Annotated in this window: 11 protein-coding genes; 9 read left to right on the forward strand and 2 right to left on the reverse strand. The window is 66.3% G+C overall.

Annotated features, from left to right (window positions below):
• Positions 1-5: 5 nt before the first annotated feature.
• From D3877_RS24915 to D3877_RS24930, 4 genes are all read left to right on the forward strand, one after another.
• A complete protein-coding gene (locus tag D3877_RS24915; protein WP_119833483.1) occupies positions 6-1,235 on the forward strand; it encodes an HD-GYP domain-containing protein in 1,230 nt (409 codons plus the stop codon).
• 14 nt (positions 1,236-1,249) lie between these two features.
• Complete coding sequence (locus tag D3877_RS24920) at positions 1,250-3,232, forward strand: HD domain-containing phosphohydrolase (RefSeq protein WP_158599995.1); 1,983 nt, start codon at positions 1,250-1,252, stop codon at positions 3,230-3,232.
• A 145-nt stretch (positions 3,233-3,377) separates the two neighbouring features.
• The gene (locus D3877_RS24925) at positions 3,378-4,823 is read left to right on the forward strand and encodes a diguanylate cyclase (protein ID WP_119833635.1); all 1,446 of its coding nucleotides are present in this window, start codon (positions 3,378-3,380) and stop codon (positions 4,821-4,823) included.
• A 183-nt stretch (positions 4,824-5,006) separates the two neighbouring features.
• Positions 5,007-6,308, forward strand: coding sequence for an HD-GYP domain-containing protein (locus D3877_RS24930; protein WP_119833485.1), 1,302 nt, complete (start codon positions 5,007-5,009; stop codon positions 6,306-6,308).
• A 21-nt stretch (positions 6,309-6,329) separates the two neighbouring features.
• Here the strand turns inward: D3877_RS24930 and D3877_RS24935 are convergent, their stop codons facing one another.
• Together D3877_RS24935 and D3877_RS24940 are read right to left on the reverse strand one after the other, a co-directional pair.
• Complete coding sequence (locus tag D3877_RS24935; protein ID WP_119833486.1) at positions 6,330-6,809, reverse strand: OsmC family protein; 480 nt, start codon at positions 6,807-6,809, stop codon at positions 6,330-6,332.
• Between the two features lie 63 nt (positions 6,810-6,872).
• A complete protein-coding gene (locus tag D3877_RS24940) occupies positions 6,873-7,769 on the reverse strand; it encodes an AEC family transporter (RefSeq protein WP_238475067.1) in 897 nt (298 codons plus the stop codon).
• A gap of 378 nt (positions 7,770-8,147) precedes the next feature.
• Between D3877_RS24940 and bcsA the strand changes: the two genes are divergently transcribed.
• From bcsA to bcsN, 5 genes are read left to right on the forward strand one after another with little or no spacing between them, the layout of a single operon-like run.
• Entirely contained in the window at positions 8,148-10,430 is a 2,283-nt protein-coding gene (bcsA, locus tag D3877_RS24945; RefSeq protein WP_119833487.1) for a UDP-forming cellulose synthase catalytic subunit, read from the forward strand.
• On the forward strand, positions 10,427-12,925 hold the full coding sequence (locus D3877_RS24950; protein ID WP_119833488.1) for a cellulose biosynthesis cyclic di-GMP-binding regulatory protein BcsB: 2,499 nt from the start codon (positions 10,427-10,429) through the stop codon (positions 12,923-12,925). Before bcsA ends, D3877_RS24950 begins: the two co-directional genes overlap by 4 nt.
• Positions 12,922-13,989 (forward strand): family 8 glycosyl hydrolase, encoded by a 1,068-nt coding sequence (locus tag D3877_RS24955; RefSeq protein WP_119833489.1) that lies wholly within the window; start codon positions 12,922-12,924, stop codon positions 13,987-13,989. The genes D3877_RS24950 and D3877_RS24955 overlap by 4 nt, the downstream gene beginning before the upstream one ends.
• The gene (locus D3877_RS24960; RefSeq protein ID WP_119833490.1) at positions 13,986-15,794 is read left to right on the forward strand and encodes a hypothetical protein; all 1,809 of its coding nucleotides are present in this window, start codon (positions 13,986-13,988) and stop codon (positions 15,792-15,794) included. The genes D3877_RS24955 and D3877_RS24960 overlap by 4 nt, the downstream gene beginning before the upstream one ends.
• A gap of 10 nt (positions 15,795-15,804) precedes the next feature.
• Positions 15,805-16,467, forward strand: a complete 663-nt coding sequence (gene bcsN / locus D3877_RS24965; RefSeq protein WP_238475068.1) for a cellulose biosynthesis protein BcsN — start codon at positions 15,805-15,807, stop codon at positions 16,465-16,467.
• Positions 16,468-17,009: the final 542 nt, after the last annotated feature.

Below are 17,009 nucleotides of genomic sequence, written 5' to 3' on the forward strand. Positions count from 1 at the left end.
GCAGCATGCCCGGAATGATCCTTCCCGATCTCGTCATCCATGGCACGTTCAGCCTGTCGCTGTTCGGGCTGTGGGGCTTGTCGCAGGTCATCGTCGGGTTCCGTCTGAACGCCGATCAACAGCGGATTCTGCGCGTCGGCGCTTTCGCTTTGGCCGGATGGCTCACCCTCTGGCTCAGCCTTCAGCCGGACGCCGGATTGCGGCTTGATCCGCGCGGCGCCGTCGTTGGGCTGGCCACCGCCTATTCCGGGCCGCTTGGCGGCGCGTTGACCGCAGCGGTCTGCGCGGCCACCCGCTGGTGGTATGGCGGGCAAGGAGCCGCCGCCGGAGTCATCGGCGTCGGCGCGGATTGGTTGGTGTCGCTGGCGGTCGTGCATTGGCTGTGGCGTCCGGGCGCGGGGCGGGTTGTCCGGCTCGCCCTGTTGGGCGTCGCCGTCGGCGCCGTCGAGGCGCTGTCCTTGCTGCTGACGCCGGAAACCGCCGCCCAATCCACGGCCTTCGCGACGTTCGGCGGCAGCCTGTTCGCCATCCAAGCGCTGGCCGTCCTGCTGTTTGGCGGCATGATCGAGCTTGCCGACGAGCGTCGGGCGTTGGACGGCCAGCTTCAGGGGCGGCTGGACAGGTTGGACGCGGTGTTGCGGCAGACGATTGACGCCTTCACCAAAGTCACCGTCCACACCGACCCCTACACCGCCGGGCACGAGGCGCGAGTCGCGGATCTCTGCGTGGCGCTGGCCCGTCGGATCGGTTTTGACGAAGACCGGCTGCGCGGCATGGAACTGGCGGCCAAGACCCACGACATCGGCCAAATGCAAGTTCCGTCGGAAATCCTGCTGCGTCCCCGCCGCCTGACCCCGCTGGAGTTCGCGTTCGTCAAAAAACACCCGGACGTCGGTTGGGAAATCCTGCGCTCCATTGATTTCCCCTGGCCGGTCGCCACCATCGTTCGCCAGCATCATGAGAATTTCGACGGCACCGGCTACCCTCAAGGCCTGAAGGGGGAGGAGATTTTGATCGAGGCCCGGATTCTGCGCGTCGCCGACATGCTGGAAGCCCTGTGCTCCCACCGTCCGTTCCGCTCCGCCCTGTCCTTGGGCGACGCCGTGGAAACCCTGAAGAGCGCGCGGGGAACCGCGCTCGACCCGCAGATCGTCGATCACTGCGTTGATCTGGTGTCTCAAGGGGTCTATCGCTTCCCATCGGCGTTCAGCGGCCCGTCCGCCGCGCCGCCGTGATGGAGCCGACCGCCATGCTGTCCCCATCCCTGGAAAAGGCCGTGGTTGACGAGCCGCCCATTCCCGGTGGCCCGCTGGAACGGAACGCCTTTTTCAACGCCTTTTCCGCCATTCTCGCCACCCAACGCGCGACCGACGGCGTTCATCCCCGGCTGTTCGTCAAGGACGCGGACGGCGTCTATCTGCACGTCAACGCCGCGTTCGCCGCCGACCAGGGGCTGACGCCCGCCGACATGATCGGCCGCACCGACCGCATGTTCTACCCCGAAGACCTTGCGGCCCGGTATCGGCACGACGATCTGCGGGTTCTCGCGTCCGCCCAGCCGATCAGCGTCGAGGAACCCTACCCCGCCGACGGCGCGCAACGGATGGTGCGGACGACCAAGGCCCCCATTCTGGATGGCGATGGGCGGCCCATCGGCGTTCTGGGCGTCCTCATCGACATCACCGAACAGATGGAAGCCGAACAGCGGGCCGAACAGCATCGTTGGATGTTGAGCGAGGGCGAACGGCTGGCCCATCTGGGAAGCTGGCGCTATCACAGCGCCGACGATCATTTTGAATGGTCTGCCGAGCTGCTCCGGATCGTCGGCCTGCCGCCCGATCAGACCCATGGGACGCTGGCCGACTTCATCGCCCATGTTCATGACGATGACCGCGCCGCCATCGCCTCGGCCTTCCGCGACAGCCGCGACCAGGACGGATCCTGGCAACGGAACGCGCGCGTCCGTTCGGCGACCGGCGACGTCCGGCATGTGGTCATCCGTGGCCGTTCGATCCACCGAAAGGGAAAACCCGCGCAGGCCATCGGCGCCGTCCAAGACGTCACCGAACTGAAAACACGGGAATTGGACCTGCAACGGGTCAACTGGACCCTGCGCGCCGTCACCGAGTCCGAGGCCGCCCTGATCCGCAGCTCTTCGGAACTGGACCTGATGAGCAAGGTGTGCGAGGCGCTGACGTCGGACGACATCTTCCTTCTGGCGGCCATCGCCGAACCGCTGGATGATTCCGACAAATCCATCGTCATCCGCGCCGCCGCCGGGCGGGCGGTCGCCTACATCGACGGCATCGCCCTGTCCTGGGCCGACAACGCGCACGGGCGCGGGCCATCGGGCATGGCCGTTCGCACCGGCAAACCGGCCATCATTGACGACATCCAAAGCGACCCGCGTTTTTCCGCCTGGGCGGAGCGGGCCAGCGCCGCCGGAATCCGGTCGTCCATCGCCATTCCGGTGCGCGCCGGACGGTCGATCATCGCCGTCATGGGGGTTTACGCGGCGGAGCCGAACGCCTTCGGCCCGGAGGAGGTCGCGCTGTTGGAGCGCTTCGCCGACAATCTGGGGTTCGGCATCGACGCCCGCCGCACCCGCCGCGCCCTGGACGCGGCGCAAGCCGAACGCGAGATTGAGGTCGAGCGTTTCCGCCGGGGCATGGAATTGACCATCGAGGCGATTTCCTCCACCGTCGAATCGCGCGATCCCTACACGGCGGGCCATCAACGCCGGGTCGGCGACATCGCCACCGCCATCGCCGCTGAAATGGGGTTGGACGACTTCTTCATCCAAGGGCTTCGTCTGGCCGCGATGGTCCATGACGTCGGCAAGATCCAAATCCCGCTGCAAATCCTGTCCAAGCCCGGCACGCTGTCCGCCATCGAATTCGATCTCATCAAGACCCACACGACCGCCGGTTACGAGATTCTGAAGGGGCTGGACCTGCCCTGGCCCTTGGCGGAAGCGGTGCACCAGCATCACGAGTATCTCGACGGCAGCGGCTATCCGCGCGGCATCCAGGGCGACGCCATCATTCTGGAGGCCCGCATCCTGACCGTCGCCGACATCGTCGAATCCATGTCGGCCCCCCGCCCCTACCGCCCAGCGCTGGGGCTGAAAGCCGCGCTGGACGAAATCACCCGCCAACGCGGCAGCCGTCTGGATCCGCCGGTGGTCGACGCCTGTCTGCGCTGTTTCCAGGGAAAATCCACGCTGGAGTGAAAGCGGTTGGCGGCCCAAACAAACCAAACGTCTTTTGTCGCAACTTGTCGCGGTTGGATGAATGGCGTCATCGGTCAGCATCAGGCATCATGATCGCAAGCAGGGGCGGGAGTTTCGCTCGGCACGGCCGTACAAGTTGCAAATCATGAAGCCTTTTTCCAGCCGATCCATTGCCGCCGCCGTCGCCCTTTGCGTCGCCATCCTCCTGCCGTCTTTGGCCTTCTGCCTCGATCTGACGGCGGAAGAACGCCAATATCTTGACGCGTCCGGTCCCATTTCTTATTGCGTCGATCCCGATTGGGCGCCCTATGAAACCGTCACCGAACGCGGCGAGCATGTCGGCATCGGCGCCGATCTGCTGCGTCTGGCGGCGTCGCGCGCCGGTCTTGCCCTGCGTCTGGTGGTGACGAAGGATTGGGAGGACAGCCTCGCCCAATCCAAGGCCGGAACCTGCACGCTGCTGAATTTCCTGAATCAGACGCCCAAACGCGACGCTTGGCTGAGCTTCACCGAACCGCTGTTCATCGACCCCAACGTCATCATCACCCGCGAAGGCCATCCCTTCGTCGCCGATCTCGCCGCTCTGTCAAACGAAACTCTGACGCTGCCAAAAGGAACCTCGATCGAGGAGCGGGTGCGGCGGGACTTCCCCAACCTGCGCATCCTGTTGAGCGACAGCGACGCCGACTCCTTCGCCATGGTGGCGGAAAAGAAAGCGGATCTGACCATCCGCTCGATGACCGTGTCCGTCTACACCATCAAGAAGGAAGGCTGGTTCAATCTGAAAATCGCGGGCCAGATTCCCGGCTATGACAACCATCTGCGGGTTGGAATCGTGAAGGATCTCCCCCTCCTGCGGACTATTCTGAACAAGGCCATCGCCACCATCACCCCGCAAGAGCGGGCGATGATCGCCAACAAGCATGTCGCCATCAACGTGCAAACCGCCCTTGATTACGATCTGATTGGAAAGATCGCCTTCGCCTTCGTCCTGGTGGCGCTGACCAGCCTGTTCTGGATCGTCAAGCTCACCCGATTGAACCGAGCGCTGAAAATCCAATCGCAAACCGACAGCCTGACCGGCTTGGCCAACCGGGCCAGTCTGAACGAGCGCTTCACCAAGGAGATCGAGCGGTCGATCCGTTACGGTCGCCCGCTGTCGGTCATCATGGTCGACCTCGACCATTTCAAGGCGATCAACGATCTGCTCGGTCATCTGGCGGGAGACAAGACGCTTCAGGAATTCGCGGTCGTCGCCAAGGCCAACACCCGCGTCATCGACACGGTCGGGCGCTGGGGCGGCGAGGAGTTTCTGTGCCTCTGCCCGGAAACCGACGCGGAAGCGGCGATGATCGTCGCCCGGCGCCTGTGCGACGCCGTGCGCGCCCACGCCTTTTCCACCGGCTGGACGCACACGATCAGCGTCGGCGTCGCCGTCCTGGTGAACGGCGACAGCGTGGACAGCCTGCTGCACCGGGCTGACAAGGCCATGTATCTCGCCAAAAACCGGGGGCGCGACCAAGTCTGTCTGGAAGAGACAAACCCCCAGACCGAAGCGGAGCGGTCGAACATCCACGAAACGGCCAACTGAACCGGATTTGAGCGCGCTGTTCAGCCCCAGTTCAGCCAAAAGATGCTTGAATGCGGACGGATGAGCAAGGGGGCTGGCCGCCGAAGGGCGGAATCATCCCATGACCATGACAAAAAGGCCCTCTTCGTGTATTCCCCTTGGTGATTGTCCAATGTCTGCCTTTTCGTTGACGAGCGTGTCCCGATGAGCCTGCCAACCTACCGATCAATCTTGGCGCGCGTGGCGGTGGCCGCGCTGACGGTGGCCGTCGTGGTCGGGGGCGTCGCCTTTTGGGTCGAAATGGAAATCGCCGACGCGTTGGTGTCCGATCTGGCCAAACGGGAATCCAGCGCCTTTCTGGCCGAAGCCCGCGACCTGTTGCCCGGCGTCACGGCGGATCGCGCGAACGGCGCCAAAGCCGACGAGCTTCTCAGTCGCTTCATGCAAAGCCGGATCAAGGCCGACCAGGTCGGAACCGGCGGGATCTTCATCGTCGCCGAACTGTACGACCCCACGCAGGCCAAAGCCGCCGAATACATCGCGCCCGGAGCGGAGTGGGCGGAGGAGCGGTTGAAAAACAACCGCCACGCCTTCCCCGCCGCTGGAAACTCCCAATACGAACGCTTCACCATCGACGGACGCTTTTTCATCCAGACCATCGAGTCCCTGTCCGACCGCGACGGCAAACTCCTGGGCTATTTCGAAAGCGTCTTCCAACTGTCGCCGGAACATTCCCGCGAAATCGTCAAGGACACCGTGACCGTCGTCGGCGTCTCGTCCCTGTCGGTTCTGCTGGCGGCCTTGGTGCTGCTGCCGATCTTCGTCGCCTTCAACCGGAGCGTCATGGGGCTGTCGCGCCAATTGCTGACCGCCAACATCGACATTCTGACGGTGTTGGGCAGCGCCATCGCCAAGCGCGACAGCGACACCCATGCCCACAATTACCGCGTCACCATCCTGGCCATCCGTCTGGCCGAGGCGATGGGGCTGGACGCCGCCGCCATCCGTCGGCTGGTGAAGGGCGCCTTCCTGCACGACGTCGGCAAGATCGCCATCCCCGACCGCATCCTGTTGAAGCCCGGCAAGCTGGACGCCGACGAATTCACCGTGATGAAGACCCACGTCGTCCATGGGCTGGACATTCTGCGCGCGTCGGATTGGCTGACCGACGCCGCCGACGTGGTGGGCGGGCATCATGAGAAATTCGACGGATCAGGCTATCCGCGCGGGCTGGCGGGCGACGCCATCCCAATCGCCGCCCGCATCTTCGCCATCGCCGACGTCTTCGACGCCCTGACCTCCCGCCGCCCCTACAAGGAGCCGATGCCTTTCGATGTGGCGATGGGCATTTTGCAAGAGGGGGCGGGACGGCATTTCGACCCGGCGGCGCTGGCCCGCTTCACGGAGATCGTCGCCCCCCTCCACGCCCATTTGACCGCGCTGGGCGACGATGGGGTGGAGGGGGAGTTGCGCCGACTGGTCGGCCAGTATTTCGCCAAACACTGACCGCAAAAGCCATGGCGCCGGTCAGGCGTCCGCCACCACAATGGTTGGTTCGTGCGCGACCGGGAAATTCACCGACCGGGCGACGAAGCATTTCTCCGCCGCCGTGTGGTGCAGATGCAGGGCCTTGTCCGCGTCCGATCCCGGCGCCAGCGTGACGCGGGGCCGCAACACCGCGCTGACGAACTGGCCCGCCCCGTCGGGCTGTTCCTCCATCACGCCTTCGGCGTCATCCTCATAGGCGGTGACGATCACCCCGGCGGTGGCGCACAGATGCAGATACCAAAGCTGGTGGCAGGACGACAGCGCCGCCACCACCAGATCCTCCGGGTTCCAGCGGGCGGGATCGCCGCGAAAGCCCGGATCGGAAGACCCGGCGATGGGGGCCTTCGTCCCCGCGCTCAGGCTGTGGTCGCGGCTGTAGCCCCGATACGACGAGGTGCCGGTTCCCTGATTCCCCGTCCAGTCGAGCCGAACCCGGTAACGATGAAGCTTGTTGGTCATTTCAAACCCCTCCCCTCTCTCGTTTGCGCTGTTGGTCGCATCAACCCATTCACATCAACCCGCTCACATCACCAGGGCCAGCAGGACCGGCAGGCCAAGAAAGGCCATCAGGGTCGAGCCAAGCACCATCCCGGCGACCTCTTCGGGCGCGTTGTTGTAACGCAGCGCCCACAAATAATTGAACACGGCCACCGGCATGGCGCTTTGCACCAGCACGACGCCGCGCATCGTTCCGGTCAACCCCATCGCCGACACCACCAGCCACCCAACGGCGAAGCCCAGCCCCAGCCGCAGCGCCGACATCGACAGCGCCCGCAACGCCCCGGTCAAGCGCAGCCCGGACAGCGCCACCCCCAGCGACAGCAGCATCAGCGGCACCGCGCAATTGCCCAGCAAGGTGGTGGTGTTGGACACCCACACCGGCGGCGTGAGGTTGGTCGTCTGCATGCCGATCGCCAGCGCCACCGCGTAGATCACCGGCGTGCGGATCAGTTGGGCCACACTGAATCGCCCAGCGGCCAACGCCGGTCCAAAGGTGAATTGCGACACCGACATCATGGCGAAGAACAGCACCGCCAAGCTCAACCCCTCCTCGCCAAAGGCGAACAGGCAGACCGGCAGGCCGAGATTGCCCGCGTTGGGAAAGCTCATCGCCGGAAGATAGACGCGCAGCGGCAGCCGGGCCGCCAGCAGAATGGGAACAGAGGCCAACCCGGCCAACCCCATGCAGGCCAACGCCGCCACCGCCATGTCCCCCATCACCGCGCCGCTGATGTGCAGACGGGTCAGGGAGGAAAAGACCAGACAGGGCGAGGACACGTTGATGGCGAAGGTGGTGATAAACGCGCTGTCATAGGGCAGCTTGGCCCGATGCCAACCAAACCCGATGGCCGCGACCACCAGAACCGGCGCGATCACGCCAAAGGCGTCGGCCAACACAGCCAGCGATGACAGGGACATCAGCATAGGACCATCACGCTTGCGGATCGGTCCCGCACCATGATGGCAAATCCCGCCGCCGTCACCCTCGACAGCCCCCGCTTTCACGCAAGGCAGGAACGCGGCGACCACCGATCATCGGCGCCCTCAACCCAGCCGATTCGTCACTGAACCAATTCTTTGCTGAACCGATTCGTCTATGACGTTTCACCAGGCTGGCCAAAAAAGGGGGGATCGGCTGGCCTGCTGAACGATTCGCAACCGTCTACGGACGAGAGACAAAAAGCATGCGCGGCAATTGCGCAATGTTTATCTCATTTTCGTAGCGAATTGTAACGATGCTTGAGCCTTGGCGATGCAACTGTCTATGGTAAGAACACGGCAATTCTGTGGTCTCGTATGATACCCTCCACAAGCGTTCAAACGGTTGTTCGACCTCTGAACAATGCGACGCAACAGACGAATCGGCGTCCAAGCCCACACAGCCGCCGGTTCACCATACGAACGCTGCTTCTGTGGGTTCTTCTGTTGCTTTCCTCTGGGTTCTTTCTTGCGCTTGCCGCTTTGCCGGTCGGGCGCGTGGCCAGCGCCGCCATTTCGGTGGGCGTGGTGGCCGCCGCCTTTGTCTTGGGCCGTTTTGCGCAAAAATTCTGGCACGCCCGCACCCTGACGGTTCTGTTGCTGGCCTTTGTTACATTTCGGTATTTTTTCTGGCGCCTCACCGGCACCCTGCCGCCAGCGGATGATCTGTTGAACTTCATCCCCGGCGTCATCCTGTTCGCCGCCGAGGCCTTGTCCTTCGTCCTCTTCCTCACCTCCCTCTTCGTCATCATCGACCCGCTGACGCGTGAGCCGGTGGAGCCGACCGGCGACCCGGCTTTCTGGCCGTCGGTCGACGTCTACATCCCGTCCTACAACGAAGAGCCGGAGCTGCTGGAGACGACGCTCGCCGCCGCCGTGTCCATCGACTATCCGCGCGACAAGCTGCGCATCTATTTGCTGGACGATGGCGGCACCGATCAGAAGCTGGCCAACGCCAACCCGGCGGCGGCGGCGGCGGCGCGCGAACGGCGCGCGACGCTGATGGCCCTGTGCGAGCGCTTGCACGTCACCTACATGACCCGCCCGCGCAACGAGCACGCCAAGGCCGGCAACATCAACCACGCCTTTCATCAGACCAGCGGCGATCTGATGCTGATCCTCGACGCCGATCACGTCCCGACCTCGGGCATTCTTCAGGCGACGGTGGGGTTTTTCCAGCAGAACGCCCGGTTGTTTCTGGTTCAGACCCCGCATTTCTTCGTCAACCCCGACCCCATCGAGTACAACCTTGGCACGTTCGAGCGGATGCCGAGCGAGAACGAGATGTTCTATTACTCGATCCAACCCGGCCTGGACCGTTGGAACGGCTCTTTCTTCTGCGGGTCCGCCGCCGTGCTGCGCCGCGCCGCGCTGGAAGAGGTCGGCGGATTTTCCGGCGACACCATCACCGAAGATTGCGAAACGGCGCTGGAGCTGCACGCGCGCGGCTGGCACAGCGTGTATCTGCCGCGCCCGTTGATCGCCGGGCTGCAACCGGAAACCTTCGACAGCTTCATCATGCAGCGGTCGCGCTGGACTCAAGGCATGATCCAGCTATTCCTGCTGAAGAACCCGATCTTCAAGCGCGGCCTGACCGTGCCGCAACGGCTGTGCTATCTCAGCACCATGCTCTATTGGTTCTTCTGGTTCTGGCGCCCGATCTTCCTGCTGTCGCCGCTGTGCTACGCGCTGTTCGGCATGGAGATTTACCGGATCAACCTGCCCGATTTCGCCTGTTTCGTCATTCCGCACGTCTTCGCCGCCGCCTTCCTGTCCCAATTCCTGCATGGGCGGATGCGTTGGCCGTTGTTTTCGGAATTGTACGAGTATTTGCAAAGTTTCCACGTCTCGCGCGCCGCCTTGGCCACCTTCCTGCGCCCGCGCAACCCGGTGTTCAAGGTGACGGCCAAGGGGCAATCGGTCGAACAGGACGGCTTTTCGCCGCTGGCGACCCCCTTCATCCTGGTCACGCTGGTGTTGGCCCTCGGGTTGGCGATGTGCGCCTGGCGCTATGGCATGTACCCCGAACACCGCGCCGCCATCGTGCCGGTGGCGGTGTGGAACGGCCTGAGCTTCATCCTGTCGCTTGGCGGTCTGGCGGTGGTCTATGAACGCAAGCGGGTGCGGCGGCAGGAACGCTTCACCATGGAACGCCCGGCGGTTCTGCTCTTCGCCGACGGCGCGCGGATCGACGTGACCGTCGCCGACGTGTCGGCGGGCGGCGTCGGGTTGGACGTCGAGCCGCGCTGGCGGGAACGGCTGACCCACCCCGACACCCCGGTCCTGACCATCACCGCGACCGAGACGGAGGCCGCGACCACCACCGGCGTCCGCGTCTCACGGCTGGAGATGCGCGGCGGCATCCTGTCCGTCGGGGCCAGCTTCGCCCCGCGCAACCGGCAAGACATTGTGGAGATGGCCCGCTTCGTCTTCGGCAACAGCGTTGGCTGGGACAGCTTCCTGGACCGCAAGCGGGTGCAAGCCCCGACCTTTTTCGGCGGGTTGCTGTTCTTCCTGACGCGCGTCCTGCCCCGGTTGGGCCATGTGCTGCTGGCCTTGCCGGGCGCGGTTGGCCGCATCCTGATGTTCCGGGCGCCATGATCCCACCGTCACCGTTTCGCCTGTGGGCGGCGCTGTTCGCCGTCCTTTTGTCCTTGTGCGCGACGGCGGCCCAGGCGCTGGACCGCCGCGTCATCCCGTTGTCGAACTTGCGCGACGGACCGCCCGAAGCGGTTCTGAACGGCGAAACCGACAGTGTGGCCTTGCGGGTCTTCATCCCGCCGACCGGGCCGCTGTCGTCGGTGCTGCTGACGCTGTCCTATGAAAACGGCATCGACATTCTGCCGGAAAAAGGCACGCTGGCCGTTTTCATCAACGGGGCGGCGGTGGCGGAACTGCCGTTGGCGGCCTTCAAGGGGCCGGTCAACGCCGCCATCTCCCTGCCCGCGAGCCTGATGCGGCCCGGCGAAAATCAGATTGTTTTCGAGGCCAACGCCCAGCACCGGGCGATCTGCACGGTGCGCGGCACCTTTGATTTGTGGGCGCGGGTCAATCTGGCCGCCTCGTCGCTGACGCTGGAGGCCGAGGGGACGGCCCCCGAACCCGATCTGGCGATGATGCGGCAATTGCTGGTCGCCTCGGACCGGACGCGCGACCCGTTGACGATCCTGAAGGCCGGGGCCGACATCGACGCGGACCATCTGGGGTGGGGCGCGATTGTGGCGCAATCCTACGGCCTGCTGCTGGGCGACCAGTCGCCGCGCGTCGTCGCCCGCCCGATCCCGCTCGGGAAAGCCGGAAGCGCCCCGCCAGCGCTCGACAGCCTGCCCGGCCTCGGCAGCAAGAACATCCTGATCGGTACGCGCGACCAGATCGCCCCGCTGCTGGGCGAGGCGCGGGCGGCGGCGATCACCGGCCCGTTTCTGGCCGTGTACCCGGTTCCCGGCCCGGTCCCCGGAGCCGGCGCCACGCCCGGCGCCTTCCTTGCCGTCGTCTCGGGCCGCAATCCGGCGGAGGTCGATCAGGCGGTGGCCCGGCTGTCCGACGTCAACCGTCCATTGCCGACGCAAAGCGCGGTCATCGTCACCGACGTCGGCGCGTCCGCCGCCCCACCCCGCGAGGTGCAGGAGGAAGGGCGTTACCGCCTGTCGGACCTTGGTTTTTCCACGGTTCAGCATGACGGCTACCGCTACACCGGCCATGTCACGCTGACGTTGCCGACCGGCTACGCCCCGGTCAGCGACCGCGCCGTTCTGTTCCACGTCAATGGCGCGTTCGAGGGCAATCTTGGCCCCGGCGCGATTTTGAACGTGCGCGTCAACGGGCGCGCCGCTTCGGCCATGGAAATCGACAAACGATCCAGCGGCGCCATCGAAAACGGCGAGATGCAATTGCCGATGACGCTGTTCCGGCCCGGCCCGAACATCATCGACATCGAAGCCGAACTGCCGCCAGCCAGCGGCGCCGATTGCGTGTTCGCCGTGCGGCGGCCCCGCTTCACCTTGCAGGACAATTCCAGCCTGGAAATCCCCGGTTTCGCCCGGCTGGTGACGCTGCCCAACCTCGCCACCACGGCGCAGACCGCCTACCCCTATGGCGGAATGGCCGGGCGGGATCCGGCGCCGTCCTTCGATCTGGTCGTGGTGGGGAAAGAGGCGCCCTGGTTCGGCGCGGCCTGGACGATGGCGGCCCGGCTGGCCCAACGCTCGGGCGATCTTCTGCGCCTGGTTCCCGCCGTCGGTTGGGACGGCGCGCCCGATGGCAACGCCTTGATCGTCGGCCCGGTCGCCGCGCTGCCGCAGGCCGCCTTCGCCAGCGCGCCGCTGCCCGCCGACCGGCTCGCCGGTCTGTTGGAGGCGGGCGCGTTGATCGCCCAGGCCAGCGCGCGCGGCGAACCGATGGCCGCCGCCGAACGCCGCGCCCTGGTGGACCGGCTGCGCGGCGCCTGGACGGGCGTCGGCGCCAATGGCCGCGCCGGAGTCGCCGCCCGCCCGGCCCCCGTCAGCGCCCCAGTGGACAGCGGCGGCGCGCAAAACCGCTGGCAGCGCATGGCTGGCGACGGCAAGAGCGGCGCCAGCGCGACCAGCGGCTGGGCGCCCGATTGGGCGCGGCGCGGCATGGCCATGGTGGCGCGCTACGTCAACCACTGGACCGTGGTGGACACGCCGGTGGATGTGGTGGCGCTGACCGAAAACACCGAAACCCTGCCGGAAGCCGCCCTGCTGCAATACCACGCGCCGGGGTCGGAGGCGCTGACCTGGACGGTGCTGACCGCGTCGGACACCCGGTCGCTGGACCGCGCCCTGCGCAGTTTGGGCGACGGCGGCTTGTGGGACAAGCTGCGCGGCGGCGGCGGCTTGTGGAGCAGCGTGTCGCCGTCGATGACGGTTCTGGAGGCGCCGCGCCCCTACCAGATCATTCTCAATCCCTTTGACATTGGCAACGTGATCCTCATTCTGGCGCGCAACCTCTCGCAGCGGCTGGAGCTGCTGTTCGGGTTGCTGCTGGGAACGGCGGTGGTCCTGACGGTCAGCATGCGGATGTTGCTGCGCGGCGGCCACGCCGAACGGAACCACAAGGAACAGGACGGACCATGACGCCGACCCGGCGCGACCTGCTGATCGGGGGAACCGCCGCGCTGCTGACCACGGCGGCGGCGGGCGTTCCGCCGCTGTGGGCCAAGCCGTTCGACGCCGCCGCGTGGCGCGATTACGCCGACCGCTTCCTGCGGCCCGAGGGCCGAATCGTCGACACCGGCAACAAAGACGTCAGCCATTCCGAAGGGCAGGGTTACGGCATGCTTCTGGCCGTCGCGGCGGGCGACCGGGCGGCCTTTGATCGGCTGTGGGGCTGGACCCAACGCAATCTGATGGTGCGCGGCGATGGGCTGGCGGCGTGGCGCTGGCAGCCCGAGGGCGGCGTGACCGACCGCAACAACGCGTCGGACGGCGACATCCTGATCGCCTGGGGGTTGCTGCGCGCCGCCGAGGTTTGGAAGGTCGAGGCCTACCGCGCCGCCGCCGTCGCCATCGTCAAGGCGCTGGCCGCCGCCGTGGTGGTCGAACAGGCCGGGTTGACCGTGCTGCTGCCCGGACGCGACGGCTTCCGCAAGGGTGATTCGCTGACCCTCAATCTCAGCTATTGGGTGTTTCCGGCGCTGCGCGCCTTCGCCGCCCTGCCCGCCTCGCTGCTGCCCGATCCCGCCCTGTGGCGCAAGGTCGCCGACAGCGGGCTGGTGCTGCTGGCCAAGGCGCGCTTTGGCGCTTATCAGTTGCCGCCCGATTGGCTGACGCTGGACGCCAAGGGCGGCGTCACGGTGGCCGAGGGCTTTCGCAAGCAATATGGCTATGACGCGGTGCGGGCGCCGCTGTATCTGGCGCTGGACGGCTATCGCGATCCCTATTATTTCCGCCCCTTCGCCATGCTGGCGGCCAAGTCCGGCGGCGACGCGATCCCCGCCACCGTCTCGCTGCCCGGCGGCACGACGACGCAGGTTCCGGCCTCGGTCGGCATGCTGGCGGTCTATCGGCTGGCCTGCGAGCTGGCGGGGACCGGCAACAGCGTGACCGTGCCGCCGCTCGCCGCGACCGAGGATTATTTTTCGACCACCTTGGCCCATCTGTCGGCGCTGGCCGCGCAAAGTCTGGGAATCGCGCCATGAACCGTCTCATCCGTCCGCTGCTCGGCGCCGCCTTGATCGGCTTGTCGGTGGGCGCGTCAACGGCGCTGGCCGCGTCCACCCCCGGCGGTCGGGCGCTCGCCCCCGGCGTGAAGGTTGATGTGGCCCCCGCCCCCGGCAGCGGTCCCGCCGCCGCCCCCGGCGCGATGGATGATTCCGCCCTGCGCTATTACGCCCGCATCGGCGACGTCGAGCGGTTGGAGGCGGAAATCGCCCGGCTGCGCGCGCTCGATCCCAGTTGGGAGCCGCCGAAGGATCTGTTCACCCCGCAGGCCGCCACCCCCGGCGTTGATGAAAGCCCGTTCTGGGCGCTGCTGTCGGCGGGAAAATTCGCCGAGGCGCGCGCCGCCATCGCCGAACAGCGCCGCCAAAGCCCCTCCTGGCAGCCGTCGGCCAAGCTGTTGCAAGAGTTGGACGTCGCCGAGGGGGCCAACCGCCTGCGCGGGGCGAGCGACACCAAACGCTGGCAGGACGTGATCGACGCCGCCGCCGCCCAGCCGGAGGCGGTGGCCTGCAACCGGCTGGACAACGCGTGGCGGCTGGCCGAAGCCTACGCCGAGTTGAAGCAGACCGACCGCGCCTTTGACCGCTACAAGACCATCGTCAGCCAATGCCCCAAGGCCAAGGAGCGGCGCGACACCATTTTCAAGGCGTCCCGTTATCTCAGCCCGGAGCAACTGCGCGAGCTGACCGCCATCGGGGCCACCGCCAACCCGGCGGCGGGGGAGGATTACACCACCGTCCGCAAGGTGGAGGGGGAGTTGGAATCCGGCCGTCTGCTGGAACGGCTGGGCAACCCCAAGGGGGGCGCCCTGTCCGCCGCCGACCTGAGCCGAGTCGAACAGACAACCCGCGACAAACAGGACGCCGACGCCGCCATCGCGCTTGGCTGGTATTTCCAGCGCCAGAAAAAACACGCGGAGGCGCAATCCTGGTTCGCCGAGGCCAACGGCTGGTCCCCGTCCGACAAGGCGGCGGAGGGCTTGATCCTGGCGCTGGCCGGGATGGGCAAAAAGGCCGAAGCGCGCGAGGCCGGAACCCCCTGGCGCGGCAAATCCAGCCGCGTCGATCAAGCGTTGAAGGCCGTCGCCGACCCGCCGCGCGGCGGAACCGGCGGCGGACCGGCGGCCCCGCAGGGACCGAGCGAGCTGGACATGGCGCTGGCCCGCAATGACTTCGCCGGCTGCCTGAACGCCGTTCAGCGGATGATCGCCCGCAGCGGCCCGACCGCCGCCCTGGTCCAACAACGCGGCTGGTGCCTGCTGGAGCTGAAGCGCCCGACCGAGGCGGAGGCCGCTTTCGTCGAGGCCCAGGCGCTCGCCGCCCGCGAACCGGCGAAAAGCGACAAGCCGGCCAAACCCACCAGCCGCCGCGCCAACAGCGACCGGGGGTTGGAGGACAACGCCACCCCGGCGCAGGAAAACGCCTATGGCCAAGCGGTGGCGCGGCTGGCGACCGGCGACGTCGCCGGACTGACCCGCGACCTGCCGCGCGCCAACCTGACGACCACGCAAAAGGCGGAGATCCGCGCCAGCCTGCTGGCCACCGAAGCCAACCGGGCGTTGGAGGACAAGCGCTATCTGGACGCGCTGCGCCTGCTCGACGCCCGCAAAGAGTTGGAGCCGGAACCGCGCAATCTGGGCATCCTGCGCGGTTGGTCCCTGTACAATCTGCACCGGCTGGATCAGGCCTACGCGCTGTTCAAGTCGCTCGACGACCGTCTGAGCACCGAGGAATCGCGCGAAGGCCTCTCCACCACCTGGAAGACCATTTATCATGACTGGTGAAGGGGCGAGCATGTTCGGTCGTTCACGGCTTTCGCGGGCGTTCATCCTAACCGCCAGTTTGGCCGTCACCGGTTGCGCCGGGTGGGTCGAGAACAATCTGACCCAGGCGCCCAACCCATGGCGGCGGCTCGCCCCCGCCGATCTGCCGGTGACGCTGCCCAACAGCCCGCAATTCCCCATCGTCGCGGGACGGACGCGCACGACCGGGGCGATCTACACCTCGTACATGGTGGTGTTGGGCAACCCGACGACGTTGCCCGGCGAAAACCGTCTGACGCTGGACGTCCACACCCTGCCCGACAGTCTGGTCGGCGCGTTGATCCAGCCGCCGCGCGTCTTCCCGGTGCCGCTGTATTCGACCCAGACCCTGACCGTCACGCTGGCCCGCGAGTTTCCCGGCATGACGGTGAAGGTGGCCGACGGCGCCCGCCGCAACCGTTACGGCGATTATGATTACGCGGTGGCCCAGGACGCGGCCAACACCTGCGTGTTCGCCTGGCAGCTCATCAGCGACCATGACCGCATGTTGCCCCGGCGGATCGAAGCGGTTCGGCTCGAATACCGGGTCTGCGGGAGCGACCGCAACCCGCGCGTCCTGTTGCGGAGCTTTGACGAGATGGCGCTGACCCTGCCGGAAACGGTGCTGGAAATCGACGATCTGAAGCGGCTGTGACGCCGCCCGAACGACTCTGGTCGCGTCGCTGTTGATCGTGCTGATCCCATGGATTTCCATCGGGTTTCTCTGACGCGGCTGGAGAGAGAGGCGGAGCGCGCGAAACGGAAGGACTCGCCTAAAATGGCGGAATGAGTCACTCTTTCGCCAATCAGAGCGGTCAGTGTCCTTGACCCCATGTTGGAGTGGAAAGCGGGCATGTCGTCAAAGCAATCTCGGGTCGCGCGGCCCGGAAGCCCAACTCTGGCGCAACCGAAGCCGCTCTCCGCGCCAACGCCAAACACCCGAACGCTTCCGCCGCCGCGAACGCGATTCGGAGCCGCGCTTGCGCTGCTTCCAAAGAACGCCGGTCAAGGCCAGGGCGTCGCGCAAGCCAAGCATCCAGCGCCCCCCCTCACCCGCTTTGGACCAGAAGCGGCGCAGCGAAAAGCGGGCGTGGCCCCGGTGGACAGTCGCCTCGCGGCTCCTCCGACATGGAATCGTCCTCAAAGCATGAACAGCCCAACGGTTGCTCAGGCGAAAAGCGCCCGTCACAGTTCGCC

The sequence above is a fragment of the Azospirillum cavernae genome (assembly GCF_003590795.1).
GTDB lineage: Bacteria > Pseudomonadota > Alphaproteobacteria > Azospirillales > Azospirillaceae > Azospirillum > Azospirillum cavernae.